At 61.2% G+C, this 22,591-nt stretch carries 19 protein-coding genes and 1 other RNA gene; 14 read left to right on the forward strand and 6 right to left on the reverse strand.

Going from position 1 to position 22,591, the window contains the following annotated elements:
* Window positions 1-65 precede the first annotated feature (65 nt).
* From ssrA to ompA, 6 genes are all read right to left on the reverse strand, one after another.
* Window positions 66-425: a transfer-messenger RNA gene (ssrA, locus tag V6M87_RS02500) on the reverse strand.
* 76 nt (window positions 426-501) lie between these two features.
* On the reverse strand, window positions 502-837 hold the full coding sequence (locus V6M87_RS02505) for a hypothetical protein (protein WP_332848148.1): 336 nt from the start codon (window positions 835-837) through the stop codon (window positions 502-504).
* 37 nt (window positions 838-874) lie between these two features.
* Window positions 875-1,156 (reverse strand): hypothetical protein, encoded by a 282-nt coding sequence (locus V6M87_RS02510; RefSeq protein WP_332848149.1) that lies wholly within the window; start codon window positions 1,154-1,156, stop codon window positions 875-877.
* 121 nt (window positions 1,157-1,277) lie between these two features.
* A complete protein-coding gene (locus V6M87_RS02515) occupies window positions 1,278-1,976 on the reverse strand; it encodes an HAD family hydrolase (protein ID WP_332848150.1) in 699 nt (232 codons plus the stop codon).
* Window positions 1,977-2,001: 25 nt separating this feature from the next.
* Window positions 2,002-2,703: a bifunctional 2-polyprenyl-6-hydroxyphenol methylase/3-demethylubiquinol 3-O-methyltransferase UbiG gene (gene ubiG, locus V6M87_RS02520; protein ID WP_332848151.1), complete on the reverse strand. Its 702-nt coding sequence runs from the start codon at window positions 2,701-2,703 to the stop codon at window positions 2,002-2,004.
* A gap of 122 nt (window positions 2,704-2,825) precedes the next feature.
* Window positions 2,826-3,527: an outer membrane protein OmpA gene (gene ompA / locus V6M87_RS02525; RefSeq protein WP_332848152.1), complete on the reverse strand. Its 702-nt coding sequence runs from the start codon at window positions 3,525-3,527 to the stop codon at window positions 2,826-2,828.
* Between the two features lie 367 nt (window positions 3,528-3,894).
* On the opposite strand from ompA, the gene gyrA reads away from it, so the two are divergent.
* From gyrA to rfaE1, 14 genes are all read left to right on the forward strand, one after another.
* On the forward strand, window positions 3,895-6,510 hold the full coding sequence (gene gyrA, locus V6M87_RS02530) for a DNA gyrase subunit A (RefSeq protein WP_332848153.1): 2,616 nt from the start codon (window positions 3,895-3,897) through the stop codon (window positions 6,508-6,510).
* 73 nt (window positions 6,511-6,583) lie between these two features.
* A complete protein-coding gene (serC, locus tag V6M87_RS02535; protein ID WP_332848154.1) occupies window positions 6,584-7,672 on the forward strand; it encodes a 3-phosphoserine/phosphohydroxythreonine transaminase in 1,089 nt (362 codons plus the stop codon).
* Window positions 7,673-7,876: 204 nt separating this feature from the next.
* Entirely contained in the window at window positions 7,877-8,947 is a 1,071-nt protein-coding gene (gene pheA, locus V6M87_RS02540) for a prephenate dehydratase (protein ID WP_332848155.1), read from the forward strand.
* 23 nt (window positions 8,948-8,970) lie between these two features.
* A complete protein-coding gene (gene hisC / locus V6M87_RS02545) occupies window positions 8,971-10,074 on the forward strand; it encodes a histidinol-phosphate transaminase (RefSeq protein WP_332848156.1) in 1,104 nt (367 codons plus the stop codon).
* A complete protein-coding gene (locus tag V6M87_RS02550; protein WP_332848157.1) occupies window positions 10,074-10,964 on the forward strand; it encodes a prephenate dehydrogenase in 891 nt (296 codons plus the stop codon). The genes hisC and V6M87_RS02550 overlap by 1 nt, the downstream gene beginning before the upstream one ends.
* Window positions 10,961-12,292, forward strand: a complete 1,332-nt coding sequence (gene aroA, locus V6M87_RS02555) for a 3-phosphoshikimate 1-carboxyvinyltransferase (RefSeq protein WP_332848158.1) — start codon at window positions 10,961-10,963, stop codon at window positions 12,290-12,292. Before V6M87_RS02550 ends, aroA begins: the two co-directional genes overlap by 4 nt.
* Window positions 12,293-12,298: 6 nt before the next feature.
* Window positions 12,299-12,964: a (d)CMP kinase gene (gene cmk / locus V6M87_RS02560; protein WP_332848159.1), complete on the forward strand. Its 666-nt coding sequence runs from the start codon at window positions 12,299-12,301 to the stop codon at window positions 12,962-12,964.
* 354 nt (window positions 12,965-13,318) lie between these two features.
* A complete protein-coding gene (rpsA, locus tag V6M87_RS02565; protein ID WP_332848160.1) occupies window positions 13,319-15,004 on the forward strand; it encodes a 30S ribosomal protein S1 in 1,686 nt (561 codons plus the stop codon).
* Between the two features lie 18 nt (window positions 15,005-15,022).
* Window positions 15,023-15,328 (forward strand): integration host factor subunit beta, encoded by a 306-nt coding sequence (locus V6M87_RS02570; protein ID WP_332848161.1) that lies wholly within the window; start codon window positions 15,023-15,025, stop codon window positions 15,326-15,328.
* A 290-nt stretch (window positions 15,329-15,618) separates the two neighbouring features.
* Window positions 15,619-18,516 carry a TonB-dependent receptor plug domain-containing protein gene (locus tag V6M87_RS02575; RefSeq protein ID WP_332848162.1) on the forward strand — a complete coding sequence of 966 codons (2,898 nt, stop codon included), beginning with the start codon at window positions 15,619-15,621 and terminating at the stop codon, window positions 18,514-18,516.
* 145 nt (window positions 18,517-18,661) lie between these two features.
* Complete coding sequence (locus V6M87_RS02580) at window positions 18,662-18,967, forward strand: LapA family protein (protein WP_332848163.1); 306 nt, start codon at window positions 18,662-18,664, stop codon at window positions 18,965-18,967.
* Between the two features lie 41 nt (window positions 18,968-19,008).
* A complete protein-coding gene (lapB, locus tag V6M87_RS02585; protein ID WP_332848164.1) occupies window positions 19,009-20,184 on the forward strand; it encodes a lipopolysaccharide assembly protein LapB in 1,176 nt (391 codons plus the stop codon).
* 4 nt (window positions 20,185-20,188) lie between these two features.
* Window positions 20,189-21,562, forward strand: a complete 1,374-nt coding sequence (locus V6M87_RS02590; protein WP_332848165.1) for a UDP-glucose dehydrogenase family protein — start codon at window positions 20,189-20,191, stop codon at window positions 21,560-21,562.
* On the forward strand, window positions 21,559-22,542 hold the full coding sequence (rfaE1, locus tag V6M87_RS02595) for a D-glycero-beta-D-manno-heptose-7-phosphate kinase (protein WP_332848166.1): 984 nt from the start codon (window positions 21,559-21,561) through the stop codon (window positions 22,540-22,542). The genes V6M87_RS02590 and rfaE1 overlap by 4 nt, the downstream gene beginning before the upstream one ends.
* Window positions 22,543-22,591 lie beyond the last annotated feature (49 nt).

Genomic DNA, 22,591 nt, shown 5'->3' on the forward strand with positions numbered 1-22,591 from the left:
CCAAGCCAGGTCGGGACGCAGAAAAAAGAAAAGCCCTTGACGAATCAAGGGCTTAACGTGTTCAGTGGTGGAGGCGGCGGGAATCGAACCCGCGTCCGCAAGCACTCTACAGACAGTTCTACATACTTAGCACTATCATTTAATTTAACCGGTACAACGCGGATGTGCACGCTGTGTACAAGCTAGTTACCTATTATTTAGTGGCTTGCTAAGTAACCCAGCAAATCACGAGTCCCTGTAAATGACTCTAGAGCTTTTGACGGCCCACCCCAGGGACGAGGTGTTCTAGAGCTAGCAGCAATTAAGCTGCGAGTGCGTACGAGTTATCGTTTGCAGTTAAGTTTTTCAGGTTGTATTTACGAGGTAGCCCGCCCTCGGTATGCCCTGCGCTGCTTTGCAACCCACGTCGAAACCAGGTCGCCCCCACAGAACTTGGATTGTACCTCAATACTGGTAGCCGTGCCGGGTGTGTTCTCCCGTCCGCGCCAACCACTCAACTGATTAGAGCAGGGCCGGATGCGCACCCATCAGCTTGCCGGAAAACACGCGGCCAAACAGGCTCACCGAACTGGCGTGACCCGGGCGGCTGCGGGCGACGACATGGCTGAAATGCGGGGCAAACTCGGCCTCGTCTTCGAGCAATGGCTTCGGCGCCGGCTTGGAGGCAGCCGGCTTGACGGCATCCTTGATGTAGGTGGCCTGCGTTACTACGGCCGGTTCAGGACGCTGTACCAGGCCTGCGTTGGCAGTCGTACTAAACAGGTCCATGACGATGATCACCGCGGCTGCGATGGCAAGTAAGGAAGGTACACGGTGGCGGATGTCCAAGGTTTGCATGATTTTCTCCTGAGCTGGTCGCGAGGGGCAAAAAGCGTTACTGCGCAGCGCGCGGTGGCGTGGCGTTCGCCGCCGCTGAGGAAGCGAGATCTTGCGGCGCTGATTGCGCGTGCCGTGCAGCGGACCCGGCGTCGATGGCGGCCGCGTTGCGCAGGTGGTCGGTCAACGGTGTCCAGAAAGCTGGCTTGTGCGGGTCGACACGCGCATCCGGCATCACGCCAGTGATCGACGCGGCCGCAGCCAGGCTGATCGACAGGACGAACGACACAGCGATGGCCAGCATGAAGTGCAGGGAAGTGGAGGTGCGAATGGTATGCAAGGTATTTCCTGATAATGTAGCTGCGGCTAAATTGCCGAATGGAAACATCATAAGGAAAGACCAGTGCCAGGGCTAGACGTTGTCCTGTATCACTCGTAACTGAATGTAAATACGGTCGAAATCAGATTGCTGCGGGGGCGCTGCCGGCCATGCCACGCAGCGTGGCCAGCAGTTCGGCGGGGGTCTCCAGGACATAATCGGCGCCCCAGTTGGCCGGGTCGATATTGCCGCAATAGCCCCAGGCGCAGGCCACCGTGACCATGCCGGCGGCGCGGCCGGCTTCGATGTCGCGCAGGTCGTCGCCCACGTACCAGCAGGTTTCCGGCGCCAGGCCGAGGCGGCGCGCGCCTTCCAGCAGCGGGGCCGGATGCGGTTTGGCATGCGGCGTGGTGTCGCCCGAGACGATGCAGCCGGCGTGGGCCAGGCCAATCTGCGGCAGCAGCGGATCGGTGAAACGTGCCGGTTTATTCGTGACGATGCCCCAGGCCATGCCGGCATCGAGCAGGCCGGCCAGCAATTCGTCGACGCCGTCGAAGCGCGTGCTGTGAACCGCCATGGCCGACTGGTAACGGTCGAACCATTCCACGCGCAACTCTTCGTAACCGGCGTCGCCGGGCACCAGGCCGAAGGCCGCGCCGATCATGCCGCGCGCGCCGGCCGAGGCGGTCGGGCGCAACACGTCATACGGCGTGGGCGTCAGGCCGCGCTCCGTGCGCAGGTAATTCACGGCGGCAGCCAGATCGGGCGCGGTGTCGGCCAGTGTGCCGTCGAGGTCGAACAGGACGGCGCGTGGCGCGGCCAGCGGGGGAGAGGATGTCATCGCGAATTTACGTGGAATCAGACAGTTACAGAGGGCGGCTGCAGGCAACCATGTAGTTGACGCTGGTGTTGCCGTTGAGCGAATACACCTTGGTCAGCGGGTTGTAGGTCATGCCCTTCAGGCCATCGACTTGCAGGTCGGCGGCGCGCACGAATTGCGACAGTTCGGCCGGCGTCAGGAACTTGGCGTAGTCGTGGGTGCCGCGCGGCAGCATGCGCAGCACGTATTCTGCGCCAATGATGGCGAACAAGTACGACTTGGGGTTGCGGTTCAGCGTGGAGAAAAACAGGTGTCCGCCCGGTTTGACCAGGGTGGCAGCCGCACGCACGATCGACGCAGGGTCGGGAACGTGTTCCAGCATTTCCATGCAGGTGACGACATCGTACTGGCCGGGTTCGGCCAGCGCCATGTCTTCGGCGGCGATTTTCTGATAACGCACTTCGACGCCCGATTCCAGGCTATGCAGGTCGGCCACCTTCAGCGCTTTGTCGGACAGGTCGATTCCGGTGACGATCGCACCTTTTTTCGCCATTGCTTCGGACAACACGCCGCCGCCGCAACCGATATCGATCACGCGTTTGCCGTGCAGCGGCACGCGCGCGTTGATCCATTCAAGGCGCAGCGGATTGATCTCGTGCAGGGGACGAAATTCGGAGGTTGGATCCCACCAGCGGTGTGCAAGTTCGCTGAATTTGTTGATCTCGAGGGGGTCGGCGTTGGTATTCATGGATGGAATAATAGCGGGAATTTCGGGCGAGCGACAGACCGGAAGCGTGCAGCGAAAATCACGGCCAGGCCGGAACGAAAAAAAACCCCGCCGCAGCGAGGTTTTTTACCGGTCAAAGCCGATTACTTCTTGGTGCCGACCACTTCGATGACGACGCGGCGGTTTTTGGCGCGGCCGTCAGCCGAAGCGTTGTCTGCCACTGGCTGGGTCTCGCCTTTGCCTTCGGTGTAGACGCGGTTCGATTCGACGCCCTTGCTTTCGAGGTAAGCCTTGACCGATTCAGCGCGGCGGATCGACAGCTTCTGGTTGTATTCATCGGTACCGACCGAGTCGGTATGGCCGACGGCGATGATGACTTCCAGGTTCATGTCGCCCAGCTTCGCGGTCAGTTCGTCCAGTGCGGCTTTGCCGGCTGGTTTCAGAACAGCTTTGTCGAAGTCGTAGAAGGCATCGGCCGAGTAGCTGACTTTTTCTGCGGTTGGCACTGGCGCGACCACGCCGGCGGCAACTGGCGCTTCAGGCGGCAGGGCGACGACTGGCGGCGGCGGCGCGACGCATTTGCCGTTTTCGAGTTTTTCTGGCTCGACGCACAGTGGGGCATCGCAACCTGGTACGGCATCGGCCGGGGTCCAGTAGCCGGTGCGCCAGCACAGGCCGTTCGAGTTACGCACGATCACGCCGCGCGCATCCTGCACGTAGGCGCTGTACGGTGTCTTCGCCTTGACGTCGGTCGTCACTGGCGCGTACGGCGGCGCGCTTTGTGCGAATGCGGAACCTGCCATCGCGGCAGTCGCTGCGAGCATGAGGGTGGCCAATTTTGTCATTTATTCTTTTCCTTTCGGGTGATATCCGGAGTGCGTCAACTTTGCCTGGGTGATGTCAATTTCATAATAACATCCGCCAAGCCAGTGTGTCGCACCATATGAAACAAGCAATTTACATCTCAAGCATTTTGACACACGGGGTATTTCAGGACGATGACAGCCGGGTAAATACCCTTGCGAAGCGCACATCTCGTTGTTCCCGCGCAACAATTGGTGGTCGATTCGGTCATTTGCTTGACAAAAATTGCTGAATGTCACGTCTCCTCCTTTGAGGGGCGGTCTGGCATTTGCCCTGTTGCCAGAGGGACCATGGTAAAATCGTGCGCTTGAACTTCAACATCCCAGCCTGAAAGCAGTCGACCAGACAATGGATCAATTCGCAAAAGAAACAGTCCCGATTTCACTCGAAGAAGAGATGCGCAAGAGCTACCTCGATTACGCCATGAGCGTCATCGTCGGGCGCGCATTGCCGGATGTACGAGATGGCCTCAAACCTGTGCACCGGCGCGTCCTGTTCGCCATGCACGAAATGAACAACGTCTGGAACCGGCCGTTCCTGAAATGCGCCCGGGTCGTCGGCGAGACGATGGGTAAATTTCACCCGCACGGCGATGCGTCGATTTACGACACGCTGGTGCGCATGGCCCAGGACTTCTCGCTGCGCTACACGCTGGTCGATGGCCAGGGTAATTTCGGTTCCGTCGACGGCGACAGCGCCGCGGCAATGCGTTACACCGAGTGCCGCCTGGACAAAATCGCCGGCGAAATCCTGGCCGACATCGACAAGGATACCGTCGACTTCCAGCCCAACTACGACGGCAAGGAAAAAGAACCGACGGTCCTGCCGACCCGTATTCCCAACCTGCTGATCAACGGCTCGTCCGGCATCGCGGTGGGCATGGCGACCAACATTCCGCCGCACAACCTGCACGAAGTCATTGCCGGCGCCATGCACGTGCTGCACAACCCCGACTGCACCATCGACGAACTGATCGAGCTGATCCCGGCGCCGGACTTCCCGACCGCCGGCATCATCTACGGCGTCTCGGGTGTGCGCGACGGCTACCGCACCGGCCGTGGCCGCGTTGTCATGCGCGCCAAGACCCACTTCGAAGAGTACGGCAAGGATGGCGGCCGCATCGCGATCATCGTCGACGAGCTGCCGTACCAGGTAAATAAGAAGTCGCTCCTGGAACGCATCGCCGAAAACGTGCGCGACAAGAAGCTCGAGGGCATTTCCGACATCCGCGACGAGTCCGACAAATCGGGCATGCGCGTGGTCATCGAACTGAAACGTGGCGAAGTACCGGAAGTGGTGCTGAACAACCTGTACAAGCAGACCCAATTGCAGGACACCTTCGGCATGAACATGGTGGCGCTGGTCGATGGCCAGCCGCGCCTGCTGAACCTGAAGCAGATGCTCGAATGCTTCCTGTCGCACCGCCGCGAAGTGGTCACGCGCCGCACCGTGTTCGAACTGCGCAAGGCGCGCGAACGCGGCCATATGCTCGAAGGCCTGGCCGTTGCGCTGGCCAATATCGACGACTTCATCGCCATCATCAAGGCGGCGCCGTCGCCGCCGGTCGCGAAGACCGAACTGATGGCGCGCAGCTGGGATTCGTCGCTGGTGCGCGAGATGCTGCAGCGGACCGAAGAAACCGGCGTGGGCGGCATCGAAGCCTTCCGCCCGGAGCACCTGCCGAAGCATTACGGCCTGCAGCCGGACGGCATGTACCGCCTGTCCGACGACCAGACCCAAGAAATTCTGCAGATGCGTTTGCAACGCCTGACCGGTCTCGAGCAGGACAAGATCGTCAACGAGTACAAAGACATCATGGCGCACATCGCCGACCTGCTCGACATTCTGTCCAAGCCGGAACGCGTAACCGTCATCATCGTCGACGAAATGACCGTGATCCGCAACGAATACGGCGATCCTGCCAAGGACCCGCGCCGTTCGACCATCGTGCACAACGCCAGCGACCTGGAAACCGAAGATTTAATTACGCCGCAGGACATGGTCGTCACGCTGTCGCACACCGGCTACATGAAGTCGCAGCCAATCTCCGAATACCGCGCGCAAAAACGCGGCGGACGCGGCAAGCAGGCCATGGCGACGAAAGAAGAAGACTGGATCGACCAGCTGTTCATCGCCAACACGCACGATTACATCCTGTGCTTCTCGGACCGCGGCCGCATGTACTGGCTGAAAGTGTGGGAAGTGCCGCAAGGTTCGCGCAACTCGCGCGGTAAACCGATCGTTAATATGTTCCCGCTGCAGGACAACGAGAAGATCACGGTGATCCTGCCGCTGTCGGGCGCCAACCGCACCTTCCCGGAAGACCATTACGTGTTCATGGCCACCTCGCTCGGCACCGTCAAGAAGACGCCGCTGCGCGACTTCTCCAATCCACGCAAGGCCGGCATCATCGCGGTCGACCTGGACGACGGCGACTTCCTGATCGGTGCCGCGCTGACCGACGGCGAGCACGATGTGATGTTGTTCTCCGATTCCGGCAAGGCAGTGCGCTTCGACGAAAACGATGTGCGTCCGATGGGCCGTACGGCGCGCGGCGTGCGCGGCATGAACCTGGAAGATGGCCAGCACGTGATCGCACTGCTGGTCGCTGAAAACGAGCAGCAGTCGGTGCTGACCGCGACCGAAAACGGCTTCGGCAAGCGTACCCCGATTGGTGAATACACCCGTCACGGCCGCGGCACCAAGGGCATGATCGCGATCCAGACGTCGGAACGCAATGGCCGCGTGGTTGCTGCCACGCTGGTCGAGCCGAAGGACGAGATCATGCTGATCACGACCGGCGGCGTGCTGATTCGCACCCGCGTCGCGGAAATTCGCGAAATGGGCCGCGCGACGCAAGGGGTGACCTTGATCGCTGTCGAAGACGGTACCAAGCTCTCGGGCTTGCAGCGTATCGTCGAGACCGATCTCGAAGACGTGGACCTGGAACAGGCGCCGGAATAACGGTGCTTCAAGTGCGCAGCCCGCCCCGTGCGGGCTGCGTCGTTTTGAAAGGTAAGATTTTGGGAATCAAGCCGTGACGCAGATTTATAACTTCTCCGCCGGTCCGGCGGTCTTGCCGAAAGAAGTGCTGCAACAGGCAGCGAGCGAAATGCTGGACTGGCACGGCTGCGGCATGTCGGTGATGGAAATGAGTCATCGTGGGCCGGAATTCATCTCGATCTACCGCCAGGCCGAAGCCGATCTGCGCGAGCTGCTGGCGGTGCCCGCGAATTACAAGATCCTGTTCCTGCAGGGTGGCGGACTGGGTGAGAACGCGGTCGTGCCGCTGAACCTGGTCGGACGCGTTAGCCAGCCTGCGACGATCGATTTCGTGCATTCGGGCTCGTGGTCGGGCAAGTCGATCGAGGAGGCCAAGCGGTATGCGAATGTGAATGTGGCAGCGTCAGGCGCGCCAGCGCCGTTCACTGCAGTGCCTGCCGAAGAGACATGGCAATTGACGCCCGGTGCGGCGTACCTGCACCTCTGCACCAACGAAACCATTGACGGCGTCGAATACAATTTCGTGCCGACCGTGCAGGGCGACACGCCGATCGTCGCGGACATGTCGTCGCACATTCTGTCGCGCGTGATCGACGTCAGTCAATATGGCGTGATCTTCGCCGGCGCGCAGAAGAATATCGGGCCGGCTGGCCTCACGCTGGTGATCGTGCGCGAGGATTTGCTCGACCACGCGCTGCCGATCTGCCCGTCGTCGTTCAACTGGCGCAACGTGGCGGACGCCGATTCGATGTTCAACACGCCGCCAACCTATGCGATTTACATCGCCGGCCTGGTCTTTGCGCACCTGAAAAAACGCGGTGGCGTGGCGGCGATGGAAGCGATTAATATTGAGAAGGCGCGGCTGCTGTATGCGGCGCTGGACGCTGACGGGTTTTACGAGAACCGCGTCGCGCTCGCCAACCGGTCGCGCATGAACGTGCCGTTCTATTTGCGCGACGAGAGCAAGAATGAAGCATTCCTGGCCGGTGCCAAGGCGCGCGGGCTGCTGCAACTGAAGGGCCACAAGTCCGTCGGCGGTATGCGGGCGTCGATTTATAACGCAATGCCGATCGAAGGCGTACAAGCCCTGGTCGATTATTTGAACGAGTTTGCGGGCAGGTAGTTTGCGTTTGCACGCCGTGCAAATTACCCTGCACCGTTACCCTGAAAACCGTCATTCCGGCGAAAGCCGGAACCCATGCTGAGTTCCAGAAATCGCGCTGTTCTATCCGTCGCGGCAACTTCGAAAGCGCAGCATGGACCCCGGCTTTCGCCGGGGCGACGAGCTAACTGAAAACCGCAATTGTTATTGGCGGCTCAAACAAACATGACAGACAAACTCAAACCCCTGCGCGAACAAATCGACGCAATCGACAAGCAAATCCTCGACCTGCTTGCTCAACGGGCCAACGTGGCCCAGGCCGTCGGCCACGTCAAGGCCGAAACCAATGCCCCGGTGTTTCGCCCCGAACGCGAAGCGCAGGTGCTGCGCGGCGTGGCCGAACGCAACCCCGGTCCGCTCAAGGACAAGGATCTGCAAGTCATCTTCCGCGAAATCATGTCGGCCTGCCGCGCGCTGGAAAAGCGCGTCACCGTCGCCTATCTCGGCCCCACCGGTACCTTCAGCGAACAAGCCGTGTTCCAGCAATTCGGCAGTTCGGTCGAGGGCTTGCCATGCGTGTCGATCGATGAAGTGTTCCGCGCCACCGAAGCCGGCACCGCCGACTTCGGCGTGGTCCCGGTCGAGAACTCGTCGGAAGGCGCGATCAACCGCACGCTCGACCTGCTGCTGGCGACGACGTCCGTCATCAGCGGCGAAGTGTCGATTGCGGTCCACCACAGCCTGATGACCAAGACCGGCGGCATGGAAGGCGTGACCGCCGTCTGCGCCCATTCGCAGGCGCTGGCCCAGTGCCAGGTGTGGCTCAATTTGCACCATCCAGAACTGGAGCGGCGCGCGGTGGCCTCGAACGCGGAAGCGGCGCGCATGGCAAGCCACGATCCGACCCTGGCCGCCATCGCCAGCGAGATGGCCGGCGAGCAGTACCAGCTCGGCGTCGTGCAAGCCCACATCCAGGACGACCCGCACAACCGCACGCGCTTTGTTGTCATCGGCAGCCTGCTCACCGGCCCGTCGGGCCAGGACCGCACCTCGCTGGTGCTGGCCGTGCCGAACAAGGCCGGCGCCGTCTACAATCTGCTGTCCCCACTGGCGAAACACGGCGTGTCGATGACCCGGTTTGAATCGCGTCCGGCGCGCACCGGCACCTGGGAATATTATTTTTATGTCGATATCGAAGGCCATGTGCAGGATGCGGCCGTGGCCGCCGCGCTAAGCGAGCTGAAGGACAACGCCGCCTTTTTCAAGGTGCTCGGGTCCTATCCGCTGAGCCTTTAAACCATTTATACGAAAGTCACCCTATGTCCCAGTTTGGTCCAGATTATGTTCGCGCCATCGCCCCGTACCAGGCCGGCAAGCCGATCGCGGAAGTCGCGCGTGAATTCGGTCTCGACGAAGCCGCCATCGTCAAGCTGGCGTCCAACGAGAACCCGTTTGGCATTCCCCAGTCCAGCATCGCCGCCATGCAGGCCGCCGCAGCCGATCTCGGGCGCTACCCGGACGCCAACGGTTTCGATCTGAAAGCCGCGCTGGCGACCCGCTACGACGTGCCAGCCGCCTGGATCACGCTGGGCAACGGCTCGAACGACATCCTCGAAATCGCCGCGCACGCCTTCGTGAGCGCCGGCCAGGCGGTCGTGTATTCGCAATATTCATTCGCCGTCTACGCGCTCGCGACGCAGGGCGTGGGCGCGCGCGCGATTGTCGTGCCGGCCGTCGCGTACGGGCACGACCTCGACGCGATGGCGGCCGCCATCGACGCCGACACCCGCCTGGTCTTCATCGCCAACCCGAACAATCCGACCGGCACCTTCATCCCGGCCGCGCAAATCGCAGCCTTCCTGGCCAAGGTGCCTGCGCACGTGATCGTCGTGCTCGACGAAGCTTACAACGAGTTCCTGCAACCGGACGACCAGTTCGAGTCGGCCGCCTGGGTGCGCAGCTATCCGAACCTGGTGGTCTCGCGCACCTTCTCGAAAGCCTACGGCCTGGCCGGGCTGCGGGTCGGTTTCGCCATCGCGCAGCCGGCATTGACCGACCTGATGAACCGGATTCGCCAGCCGTTCAACGTCAACACGATGGCGCAGGCTGCGGCCATCGCGGCGCTGAACGACACGGCGTTCCTGGAGCAGGGCGCCCTGAACAACGCCGCCGGCTACCGCCAGTTCGTCGAAGCGTTCGATGAGCTGGGCCTGGAATATGTGCCATCGCACGGCAACTTCGTGCTGGTCCGGGTGGGCGACGACGCCGACGCCGGCGCGCGCGTCAACCTGGCTTTGCTCAAGCAGGGCGTGATCGTGCGCCCGGTTGGCAATTACGGCCTGCCGCAATGGCTGCGCATTTCCATCGGCCTGCCGCAGGAGAATGCGATCTTCCTTGCTGCGTTAAAAGCGGCACTGGCTTGATGTTCGGGCGCGTCGTCGTCATCGGCGCTGGCCTGATTGGCGGCTCGTTTGCGCTGGCCTTGAAGCAGGCCGGTGCGGCGCGCCATATCGTCGGCCTGGGGCGTTCGCACGACGCCATGGCGCGGGCGCTGGCGCTCGGTATCGTTGATGAAGTCTGCAGTACGCCAGCGCACGCCATGCGCGGCGCCGACCTGGTGCTGCTCGCCGCGCCGGTGGCGCAGACAGCAGCGATCCTGGCGTCGCTGCTGCCGCACCTGGAAGCGCACACCATCGTCACCGACGCCGGCAGCACCAAGTCAGACGTCGTGGCCGCCGCGCGTGCGGTGTTCGGGGAACGCATCGGCCAGTTCGTGCCTGGCCACCCGATAGCCGGCAGCGAGGCGAACGGCCCCGATGCGGCCAGGGCGAATCTGTACCGCGGCAAGAAAGCGGTTCTGACCCCGCTGCCTGAAAACAGCGCAGCAGATGTCGAGCAGGTCGCCGCCGCCTGGCGCGCCTGCGGCGCCATCATCCACAGCTTGACGCCGCAGGAGCACGACAAGGTGTTTGCCGCCGTCAGCCATTTGCCGCACTTGCTGGCCTTTGCGCTGGTCGACGACATCGCCGCCAGGCCACAGGCAGATTTGCTGTTCCAGTACGCCGCCAGCGGCTTTCGCGACTTTACCCGCATCGCCGGATCGTCGCCCGAGATGTGGCGCGACATCAGCCTGGCCAACCGCGCCGCCTTGCTCGGGGAGCTGGACGCCTATCTGGCACAATTGAGCAATGTCCGCGCCATGCTCGCGGCCGGCGACGGCGCGGCACTGGAAAACGTGTACACCAAGGCACAGCGCGCGCGCTGTGGCTGGATCGAGGCGATCGAATCAACTGAATCAGGAACACCAAAATGACGCAAGCTAAACACTACCCGAAGCACCTCGACCTGGCGCCCGTGATGCGCGTCGAAGGCACCGTGCGTCTGCCCGGCTCGAAAAGTATCTCGAACCGTACCTTGCTGCTGGCGGCGCTCTCAAGCGGCGCCTCCACGATCCACGGCTTGCTGGCGTCGGACGACACCATGGTCATGCTGGGCGCGCTGACCTCACTTGGCATCAAGTGGGAACAACAGGACGATCACACTCACATCATCCACGGCGGCGCGGGCCTGTTGCCGGTGCACGCAGCGGACCTGTTCATGGGGAATGCCGGCACCGCCATCCGTCCGCTGACCGCGGCGCTTGCCGTCATCGGCGGCGACTACACCTTGCACGGCGTCTCGCGTATGCACGAGCGTCCGATCGGCGATCTGGTCGACGCACTCAACGCGATCGGCGCGCAGATTGAATACACGGGCGAAGTGGGCTTTCCGCCGCTGCGCATCCGGCGCGGCCACATCCACGCCGAGACCTTGTCCGTGCGCGGGAATGTGTCGAGCCAGTTCCTGACGGCCGTGCTGATGGCCGCGCCGCTGATGGCGAAGGAACACGCAGTCAAGATCGACGTCGTTGGCGATCTTATAAGTAAACCGTATATCGAGATTACGCTGAACCTGATGCGGCGCTTCGGCGTGACAGTCGAACAGAACGGATGGCAGTCGTTCACCGTGCAGCCGGGCCAGCATTACACCAGCCCGGGCAGTATCCATGTCGAGGGCGATGCCTCGTCGGCCTCGTATTTTCTCGCGGCCGGTGCGATTGCCGGCGGCCCGGTACGGGTGCTGGGCGTGGGCCGCGACAGTATCCAGGGCGACGTGCGCTTCGCCGAAGCGCTCGAGCAGATGGGCGCCACGATCACGCGCGGCGATGACTGGATCGAAGCCTCCTCGAACGGCGTATTGAGGGCCATCGATGCGGACTTCAACCACATTCCCGACGCAGCGATGACGATTGCGGTGGCCGCGCTGTATGCCGACGGCACCAGCACGCTGCGCAATATCGCCAGCTGGCGCGTAAAAGAGACCGACCGCCTGGCCGCGATGGCGATCGAGCTGCGCAAGCTGGGTGCGACGGTGGAGGAGGGCGCGGATTACATTCGCATCACGCCGCCGGAGCAACTGAACCCGGCCACCATCGACACCTACGACGACCACCGCATGGCGATGTGCTTTTCGCTGGCCTCGCTCGACGGCGCCGCGCGGCGCGGTAATGCGATCCGCATCAATGACCCGAAATGCGTCGCCAAGACTTTCCCCGATTATTTTGAAACGTTTGCCGGTATCGCGGTCAACGAGCTGTTTTAGGCCTACATGACAAACCCATCTTCCATCCCCGTGATCACCATCGACGGTCCCACCGCCTCCGGCAAGGGGACCGTCGCCCACCTGGTCGCCGAGCGCCTGGGTTTCCACCTGCTCGATTCGGGCGCCTTGTATCGCCTGACGGCGTTGTCGGCCACGCGCCGCGGCGTCGACCTGCATGACGAACATGCGTTGGCCAAAGTTGCCGAACATCTGCCGGCGCGCTTTGTCGATGGTGAAATCAAACTTGCCGATGAAAACGTCGGCGAAGCGATCCGTGCCGAGGCAGTCGGCAACCTGGCCTCGCGCATTGCGGCACTGCCGGCGGTACGCCAGGCGCTCTTCGGCCTGCAGCTCGGCTTTCGCAAGGCGCCCGGCCTGGTCGCCGACGGACGCGACATGGGCACGGTCATCTTTCCAGGTGCACAACTTAAAATTTTCCTCACTGCAAGCGTTGCGGCGCGCGCGGAGCGCAGATATAAGCAATTGATTGACAAGGGATTTTCTGCTAATATGGACGATCTGCTAGCCGACTTGCAGGCGCGCGACGACCGTGATACTCATCGGTTGATTGCCCCGCTGGTGCCGGCAGAGGGTGCCCATGTACTGGATACGTCGAGCAAAACCGTTGTTGAAGCGGTCGAGCAGATCATGCAGTGGTGGGTGCAGAAGTAAGGTAACAAGCCTTGATGGGGCGTCGCTCAAGACGGTTGAATGTACTTCACGCAATTGCGAAACGTACACTCGACACCGTCTCCCGGCCAAAACCGGGATCCATGCCAAGCATGGTCTGGTGACAAGCTCATCTCTGTCTCTTCAGCGACCTCAGTGTCGGTACCGGCGGCCGCCGGAAGACCTGTCTGAGGGTAGTGGCGAACGGAGGCAATCAGGGTGTATTGGTGCTTGATGGTGGCAATGTTGTCCCCATCTGGCGTGGTCCAACCTAACCCAGTTTAAGTCGCATCCTGCGTAACTTGCTGGCTAACAAAGTAAAATCCTATGTCTACAGCAACAACTGAAGCAACCGGTATGGAAAGTTTTGCAGCACTCTTCGAAGAGTCGTTGTCAAAGCAGGATATGCGCTCCGGCGAAGTTATTTCCGCTGAAGTCGTGCGCCTCGACCACAATTTCGTGATCGTTAACGCCGGCCTCAAATCCGAAGCTTTTATTCCTATCGAAGAATTCAAGAATGACCAGGGCGAACTGGAAGTCAAAGTAGGCGACTTCGTTTCCGTGGCCATCGAGTCGCTCGAAAACGGTTTCGGCGACACCATCCTGTCGCGCGACAAGGCAAAACGCCTGGCGTCGTGGCTGGCTCTGGAAAAAGCAATGGAATCCGGCGAGATCGTCGTCGGTACCGTCAACGGTAAAGTCAAGGGCGGTCTGACCGTTCTGACCAACGGCATCCGCGCGTTCCTGCCGGGTTCGCTGGTTGACACCCGTCCGGTGAAAGACACGACCCCATTCGAAGGCAAAACCCTCGAATTCAAGGTTATCAAGCTGGACCGTAAGCGTAACAACGTGGTGCTGTCGCGCCGCGCTGTGATCGAAGCTTCGATGGGCGAAGAGCGCCAGAAGCTGATGGAAACGCTGAAAGAAGGCACGGTTGTGACCGGCGTCGTCAAGAACATCACCGACTATGGCGCCTTCGTGGACCTGGGCGGTATCGACGGCCTGCTGCACATCACCGACCTGGCATGGCGCCGCGTGCGTCACCCGTCGGAAGTATTGACGGTTGGCCAGGAAATCACTGCCAAGGTCCTGAAGTACGATCAGGAAAAGAATCGCGTTTCGCTGGGTGTTAAACAGCTGGGCGACGATCCTTGGACTGGCCTGTCCCGTCGTTACCCACAGAGCACCCGCCTGTTCGGTAAAGTCACGAACCTCACCGACTACGGCGCCTTCGTTGAAGTCGAGCAGGGTATCGAAGGTCTGGTCCACGTGTCCGAAATGGACTGGACCAACAAGAACGTGGCACCAAACAAAGTTGTCCAGCTGGGCGACGAAGTGGAAGTCATGGTTCTGGAGATCGACGAAGAGCGTCGCCGTATTTCGCTGGGCATGAAGCAGTGCAAAGCAAATCCATGGGACGACTTCGGCATGACCCACAAAAAGGGCGATAAAGTCCGTGGCGCCATCAAATCGATCACCGACTTCGGCGTGTTCATCGGCCTGGCCGGCAACATCGACGGTCTGGTGCACCTGTCCGACCTGTCGTGGACCGAAGCTGGCGAAGAAGCCGTGCGTCGTTTCAAAAAGGGCGACGAGCTGGAAGCTATCGTGCTGGCCATCGACGTGGAGCGCGAGCGCGTTTCGCTTGGTGTCAAGCAACTCGAAGGCGACCCATTCAACAACTTCGCAGCAATGAACGACAAAGGCTCCCTGGTAACGGGTACGGTCAAGTCGGTCGAAGCTAAAGGCGCTGTTATCGGCCTGAGCGAAGAAGTCGAAGGCTACTTGCGCGCTTCCGAAATCTCGCGTGACCGCGTTGAAGATGCTGGTACCCACCTCAAGGTTGGCGACAGCGTTGAAGCCCTGGTGATCAACATCGATCGCAAAGCGCGCAGCATCCAGCTGTCGATCAAAGCGAAAGACAATGTCGACACGACCGAAGCTTTGCAGAAAAACAGCTCGTCGGCTCCTGACAGCAATGCTGCTTCGGGCACCACCAGCCTGGGCGCGCTGCTCAAGGCCAAGTTCGATAACAAGAACTAAGTTTGCGGACATAGCACGATGACCAAGTCCGAGCTGATCAGCCGCCTCGCTGAGCGTTATTCTCAGTTGGTGGCCAAGGATGCGGAATACGCTGTCAAGACGATTCTCGATGCCATGACCAACGCTTTGGCGACTGGCCAACGCATCGAGATCCGCGGCTTTGGCAGTTTTGCACTGAACAGCCGGCCGCCTCGTATCGGCCGCAACCCGAAGTCGGGTGACAAAGTGATGGTCCCGGAGAAACGGGTGCCGCACTTCAAACCCGGCAAACAGTTGCGCGAACGGGTGGACGCGATGGTCGGGCAACCGATCATCGAGGACTGAGTCCAATCTGCTACTGCAAAACAAGAACGGCATCTTCGGATGCCGTTTTTTTTCGCCCCTATGTCGTCAAACATCATCCAGATGCACGACCAAACCAGAAGGAACACTAACTTTGTTTGTTGATGTAAAAAACTGTATCGAAAATCCCACGCTTTTAGCTTAAGTATAAGGTTGATTGAAAAGAACCTTTCTCAGTAGACAATTGGTTTCATATACTCCTTGTATCGTATGTATGTTGTGACACGTACAGACGACTTATAAAAAATTCCAACCACGACGAGGAAGTTACTTTGAGAAACCAGTTATTATGCAGATCCACCGCGATCGCCATCGCGTGCAGCACGCTTTGCGCCCAATTCGCACAAGCGCAGGCTGTATCGACCGCACCGATTGAAACGGTGTATGTCACCGGTTCGAACCTGAAACGGACCGACAAGGAGGGGACGTCGCCAGTGAGCGTCATCTCGGCGCAGGACATCAAGAATACCGGCGCGACCTCGGTTGCCGACCTGATGAAGCTGGTCCCATCGATGGGCTCGAACAGCAATCAGGACAACACGGGCGGCTCTGGCTTCGCCAAGGGCGTCGCAACGGCATCGTTGCGCGGTCTCGGTTCGTCATCGACGCTGATCCTGCTCAACGGTCGCCGGATTACCCCTGCGCCGTATGCTGATCCAAACCAGGGCAATTCGGTCTTGTACGACCTGAACAGCATTCCCCTCGCCGCCATCGCGCGCATCGAAATCCTGCAGGACGGCGCATCGGCCGTGTATGGTTCCGACGCGATCGCCGGTGTCATCAACTTCATCCTCAAGACCAATTACCAGGGCGCGGAACTGTCCGCCCGTACCGGCGCCAACGACGATGGTAACTTCCGTCGCAAAGGGTTCACCGGCATTTTTGGCAAGGGTGACCTGGACACTGACGGCTACACGTTCATGCTAAGCGCCGACGTCGACCAGCGCGACCGCACGGCGCTGCGCGACGCGACCGACCTGCACTACAGCCAGGCCCAGTTGCTCAATGGCCGCTTTGCCTCGGATTACGGCAGCTCGGTTTCGCAATATCCGACTTACTATCGCGAGCGGGTCGCCAACAGCAAGAATTTCGGCGTGACACAGGCAACTGCGCCGGCGAACATGAGCTTTAACTTGGGCTGCCCTGCCGGCGAACAATTGAAAGGAAGCACAGCTCTTGGCATGCTGCCGACGAACACGCTGATCGGCCGCACGTTCTGCAACTACAATTCCGACCAGTTCCTGGAAGCGCAAGGCGATTCGCGCGACATCAACCTGCTGGCGCATGGCGAACTGAAAATTGGCGCTGGCGTCACCGGTTTTTCGGACGTCGAGTATTCGCACTCACGGCGTGATTACACAGGCGTCCCGATCACGATCGGCACGACCAGCGTGGGCAACTTCACGGCGACCGGCGCTGCCGCGTCGTACCAGACCATCCTGCCGATCGGCCACCCGGACAACCCGTACACCGACCGGCGCGGATCGATCGCCTACCGCTTTGTCAATCTGCGCGGCGGCTCGAGCACCATCAATGAAGGAATACGCGCGGTTGCTGGCCTGCGCGGCAACAACTACGGCTGGGATTGGGAAAGCGCGCTGCTCTTCAACCGTGCCCAAAGCGACAGCACCAGTTATGGCCGCCTGTACCTGCCGACGCTGCGCCACCTTGTCGACGACAACTGGTCGATCGCCCGCGTGGCCGCCGATCCGACGATCGGCCATGACGTGGTCACCGATAACCGCTCGCAGATCAGCCAGTTCGATTTCAAGGGCAACCGCGAATTCGGCCAGCTGCCGGGCGGCGCGATTGGCGTGGCGGCAGGCGGCGAAATCCGGCGCGAGAGCATCAACCTGTCGCCCGACCCACTGGTTGCAAGCGGCCAGATTTATGGCCTTGCCAATACCATTCTCAACAGCAGCCGCAACGTCAAGTCGGCCTTCGTCGAAATGCGCTTCCCCGTGTTGAAAAGCGTCGAACTCGACTGGGCCGGCCGCGCCGACAAGTACGACAACCTGGCGCGCAATTTCGTGCCGAAATATGGCGCCAAATGGACCGTGAGCGATATGTTCGCTGTGCGTGGCTCGTATGCCAAGGGCTTCCGCGCGCCGTCGCTGAGTCAGATCGTGCCGGGCGGTGCCCAATTCTTTTTGAACAGCGTCGTCGATTTGAAGCGTTGCTCCGATGACGGCGTGACGCCAAAACCGGGCGGCGGCACCACCCAGGATTGCGCGGCCAGCGTCGCCGGTACGGGCGGTTTCAATCCCGCGTTGAAGCCGGAGACGTCAAAATCCTACAACCTCGGCTTCATCTTCTCGCCGACAAGCACTTTCGACATGACGGTGGACTTCTACAAGATACACCGCGAAAACGAAATCGTGCTGGGTAGCGCAAGTGAGGCGCTCAAGAACGAAGACAGCGTTCCGCAGAACATTACCCGCAACCAAAACCCGGCCAGCTTCCTGGTCAATGCCGACGGCCAGCCGATTGCCGGCACGGGCCCATTGCTGGCGATCGCAGAGCCCTGGAAAAACCAGGGCATGACGGAGCTCAATGGCGCGGATATCGAAGGCCGCCTGCGCAACAAGCTCGGCAAATGGGGCAGCCTGTCGACGACGCTGCGTGCGACCTACACCCACAGCTACAAGGTCCAGGAAAATGTGGGCGATCCAGTGCACAACGTCGTGGGCACGCGCCCGAACATCTACGACTGGGCGCTGTCGAGCGGCAGCACCATCCCGCGCTGGAAAGGCAGCATGTCGAGTACGTGGACGCAAGGCGACCACGCCGTCAACCTGTCGGTCAACTATGTCGGTCCGATTTCGCTCAAGCGGACCTACGACGGTGACACCACGTATGCGCAGCCGTTCTGCCAATACGGGACGAAGAAAGCGACGGATGCGGCAGCGGACCGCGATACGACGATTCCGCTGTACGAGGCTTACTATCCTGATTGCGCGATCAAGGAATGGGTGACAGTTGGTATCGGCTACACATACACGGGCTTTGAACACTGGAATCTGAACGCCAACATCCAGAACCTCGCGGACACGAAAGCGCCGTATGATCCATTGTATGCCGCACCGACGCCGGCGGCTGTCGGGTACAACGCCAACCTGCATAACGCCTACGGCCGTTACTTCACAGTGAGCGCGCGCTACACGTTCTGATTCACGTCAGACAGATCCAACCTCCCGGCAGTTTTGGGAGGTTTTTTTTTGCGCAGCTTGACCCTTCTGAGCCCCCGGCTTTTTGAAATATGTCTGCAGATGTGCGACACTGCGCCTTTGGTGAATTTATGGACGGACCGGGCGAATGAAATTTGTATCGACCATCGTTGGATGCTTCGTGTTTATCCTGTTTTTCGGCTTTGCGCTGAAAAACACCCAGGAAGTGAACCTGCACCTGTTCCTCGATTACGAAATTCGCGGGCCGCTGGTGTTGATGCTGCTGGCGTTTTTCATCATCGGCGCGGCGCTGGGCATCCTGGCCGTGACGCCAACCGTGTTCCGCCACCGGCGCGAAACCTCGCAGCACCGCGATACCATCCAGGCGCTGCAGAACGTGGCCGGCACCAGCGCCACCCAGCCTGCAGCCGATAGCGTCGCCACGCCGCGCTGATTTGCGTGTCTGTTTTACCCTGACAACAATAAAAGAACTACATGGAATTTGAAATCTGGTGGCTGCTTGGCATCCCCGTCTTTTTTGCCCTTGGCTGGATTGCCGCCCGGGTCGACATCAATCAACTGGTCTCGGAATCGCGCAGCTTGCCGCGCGGCTATTTCAAGGGCTTGAATTTCCTGCTCAACGAGCAGCCCGACAAGGCCATCGATGCCTTCATTGAAATCGTCAAGCTCGACCCGGAAACGGCCGATATGCACTTCGCGCTGGGCAACCTGTTCCGCCGCCGCGGCGAGACCGAGCGCGCCATCCGGGTCCACCAGAATTTGCTGTCGCGTCCCGACTTGCCGCTCGAGCAGCAAGTCCACGCTCAGTACGAATTGGGTATGGATTACCTGAAAGCCGGGCTGCTCGACCGCGCCGAAGAAACCTTCAATGCGCTGGTCGATACGCAATACGCGGTGCAGGCGCGGCGCGCGCTGCTGGAGATTTTTCAACGCGAAAAAGAATGGCGCCGCGCCATCGATGCCGCCGAAGGCTTGCAGGATTCGGGTGCCGGCGCGCGCCAGAAGGAAATCGCCCAGTTCTATTGCGAACTGGCCCAGGATGCGCTGGTGCACATGGAGCCGGAGGATGCCAAGCGGCTGCTGGAAAAGGCGCTGCAGGCCGAGCGCAAGAGCGTGCGTGCCACCATGCTGATGGGCGACGCGCAACTGGTGCAGGGCGATGTCGAAGGCGCCCTTAAAACCTGGCGCCGCGTCGAGCAGCAAAGCGTGCCGCACGTGGCACTGGTGGCGGGCCGCCTGATGGACGGCTACCGGCGCGTGGGACGCACCCAGGAAGGGGTGAATTTGCTGCGCTCCTACCTGGCCGAAGCGTCCTCGATCGACTTGATGGAAGTGGTCTTCAAGGCGGTCATCGAACTCGATGGCGTGGCCGCCGCGAAAGCGCTGGTGCTGGAAGAGTTGCGCCGCAATCCAACCCTGCTGGGCCTGGACAAATTGCTGGAAGCGCGCCTGATGGATGCGCCTGCCGAAGTGTGGGAAGAGCTGTCGATGGTGAAAAACCTGGTGCATGGCTACACCCAGAAAGTGGCGCGCTACCAGTGCAGCCATTGTGGCTTCAAGGCGCGCCAATTCTACTGGCAGTGTCCGGGATGCAGCCGTTGGGAAACCTACCCGCCGCGCCGTACCGAAGAACTCAACGTCATGAACTAAGTCTATGAAAATCACCATTATCGGCACCGGCTATGTTGGCCTCGTGACCGGCGCCTGCCTCGCCGAATTGGGCAACGACGTGTTTTGCCTGGACGTCGATGCAAAGAAAATCGCCATGCTCAACGCCGGCGGCATCCCGATCCACGAGCCGGGCCTGGAAGAAGTGGTCGCGCGCAACGTCGCCGCCGGCCGCCTGCAGTTTTCCACCGACGTGGCCGCCAGCGTGGCGCACGGCGCGCTGCAATTCATCGCCGTCGGCACGCCGCCCGATGAAGACGGCTCGGCCGACCTGCAGTACGTGCTGGCGGCCGCGCGCAATATTGGCAAGCACATGACCGGCTTTAAGGTCATCGTCGACAAGTCGACCGTGCCGGTGGGGACTGCCGAGCGCGTCACGGCGGCGCTGGCGCACGAAATCGCCGAACGTAACGCGGATGCCACGTTCTCGGTGGTGTCGAATCCGGAATTTTTGAAAGAAGGCGCGGCCGTCGAAGACTTCATGCGGCCGGACCGCATCGTCATCGGCCACGACGCGGGCGACTACGGCCAGCGCGCGCGCGAGGTGATGAAGCTGTTGTATGCGCCGTTCAACCGCAACCACGAGCGCGTCTACTGGATGGATGTGCGCTCGGCGGAATTTACCAAGTACGCGGCCAATGCCATGCTGGCCACGCGCATCTCGTTCATGAACGAATTGTCGCTGCTGGCCGACCAGGTCGGCGTCGACATCGAGGCAGTACGCCACGGCATCGGCTCCGATCCGCGCATCGGCCACAGTTTTCTTTACGCCGGCGCCGGTTACGGCGGTTCGTGTTTCCCGAAAGACGTGCAGGCGCTCGAGCGCACTGCGCGCCAGTACGACCAGGATTTGTTGATCCTGCGCGCCGTGGAGGCTGTCAACGAGCGCCAGAAACAGGTACTCGGCAAAAAGGTCGTGGCGCGCTTCGGCGCGGACTTGACGGGACGCCATTTCGCCATCTGGGGCCTGGCCTTCAAGCCGAACACGGACGACATGCGCGCAGCGCCCAGCCGCGTCGTGCTGCGTGAACTGATCGAGCGTGGCGCCAGCGTCGCCGTGTACGACCCGGTGGCGATGGACGAGGCACGGCGCGTGCTGGCGCTCGATCTGACGCCGGAACAACTGGCCAGGGTACGCTTCGGCGCCAGTCCGCTCGACACGCTGGCGCAAGCCGACGCGCTGCTCATCATCACCGAATGGAAAGCCTTCCGCAGCCCGGACTTCGAGCGCATCAAGGCCGCCTTGAAGACGCCGGTCATTTTCGATGGCCGCAACCTGTTCGAACCGGGCCAGATGGCTGAGCACGGCATCGAATACCACGGCATCGGCCGTTCGGTCCTGACCAAGGTGGAAGCATGACGGGCACGACGCAGCCCGCCAGCCGCCTGTTGCTGGCCGACGACTACCGCGGCGCGGCCGCACCTGCCCTGGAGGCCGTGCGCCTGTTGGTAGTCGGTGATGTCATGCTGGACCGCTACTGGTTCGGCGAAGTGAGCCGCATCTCGCCGGAAGCGCCGGTACCGGTGGTGCGCATCGAGCGGCGCGAAGAGCGCCTGGGCGGCGCGGCCAACGTGGCGCGCAACGCGGCCGCCCTGGGCGCCCATTGCGCGCTGCTGGGCGTGGTTGGCGCCGATGAAGCCGGCGAATCGGTGGCGCGGCTGCTGGCCGATTCATCGATTCACAGCTACCTGAAAAGCGACGCCGCAATTTCTACCATCATCAAGCTGCGCGTGATCGGGCGTCAGCAGCAGATGGTGCGCATCGATTTCGAGGATGCGCCAACGGAAGTGGTCCTGCGTGACAAGCTGACGCAGTACAAGGCGCTGCTGGCCGACTACGACGTCATCATCCTGTCCGACTACAACAAGGGCAGCCTGGTGAACGTCGCCGAAATGATCGCCGCCGCCCGTGCGGCCGGCAAGCTGGTGCTGGTCGATCCGAAGGGTGACGATTTCACGCCGTACAAGGGCGCGACCTTGCTCACGCCGAACAAATCCGAACTGAAGCGCGTGGTCGGCAGCTGGTCCAGCGAAGAACAGTTGACTGCCAAGGCGCAGGCCTTGCGCGCCGAGCTCGAGCTCGACGCCTTGTTGCTGACGCGCTCGGAAGAGGGCATGAGCCTTTACACCGCCACGGAAGTGCTGCACATGCACGCCGATGCGCGCGAAGTGTTTGACGTCTCTGGCGCCGGCGACACCGTCATCGCCACCCTGGCCGCCATGCTGGGCGCCGGCGCCACCCTGGCCGAAGCGCTGGCCACGGCGAACCGGGCGGGCGGCATCGTCGTCGGCAAACTCGGCACCGCCACCGTCACCCGCGCCGAACTCTTCACCAACTAACACTAGCCCAAAATCAAGTTCACAAAAAGTAGGGTCAGAGTCAAATTGT

It is taken from the genome of Massilia sp. S19_KUP03_FR1 (assembly GCF_036688685.1).
GTDB lineage: Bacteria > Pseudomonadota > Gammaproteobacteria > Burkholderiales > Burkholderiaceae_D > JALYUM01.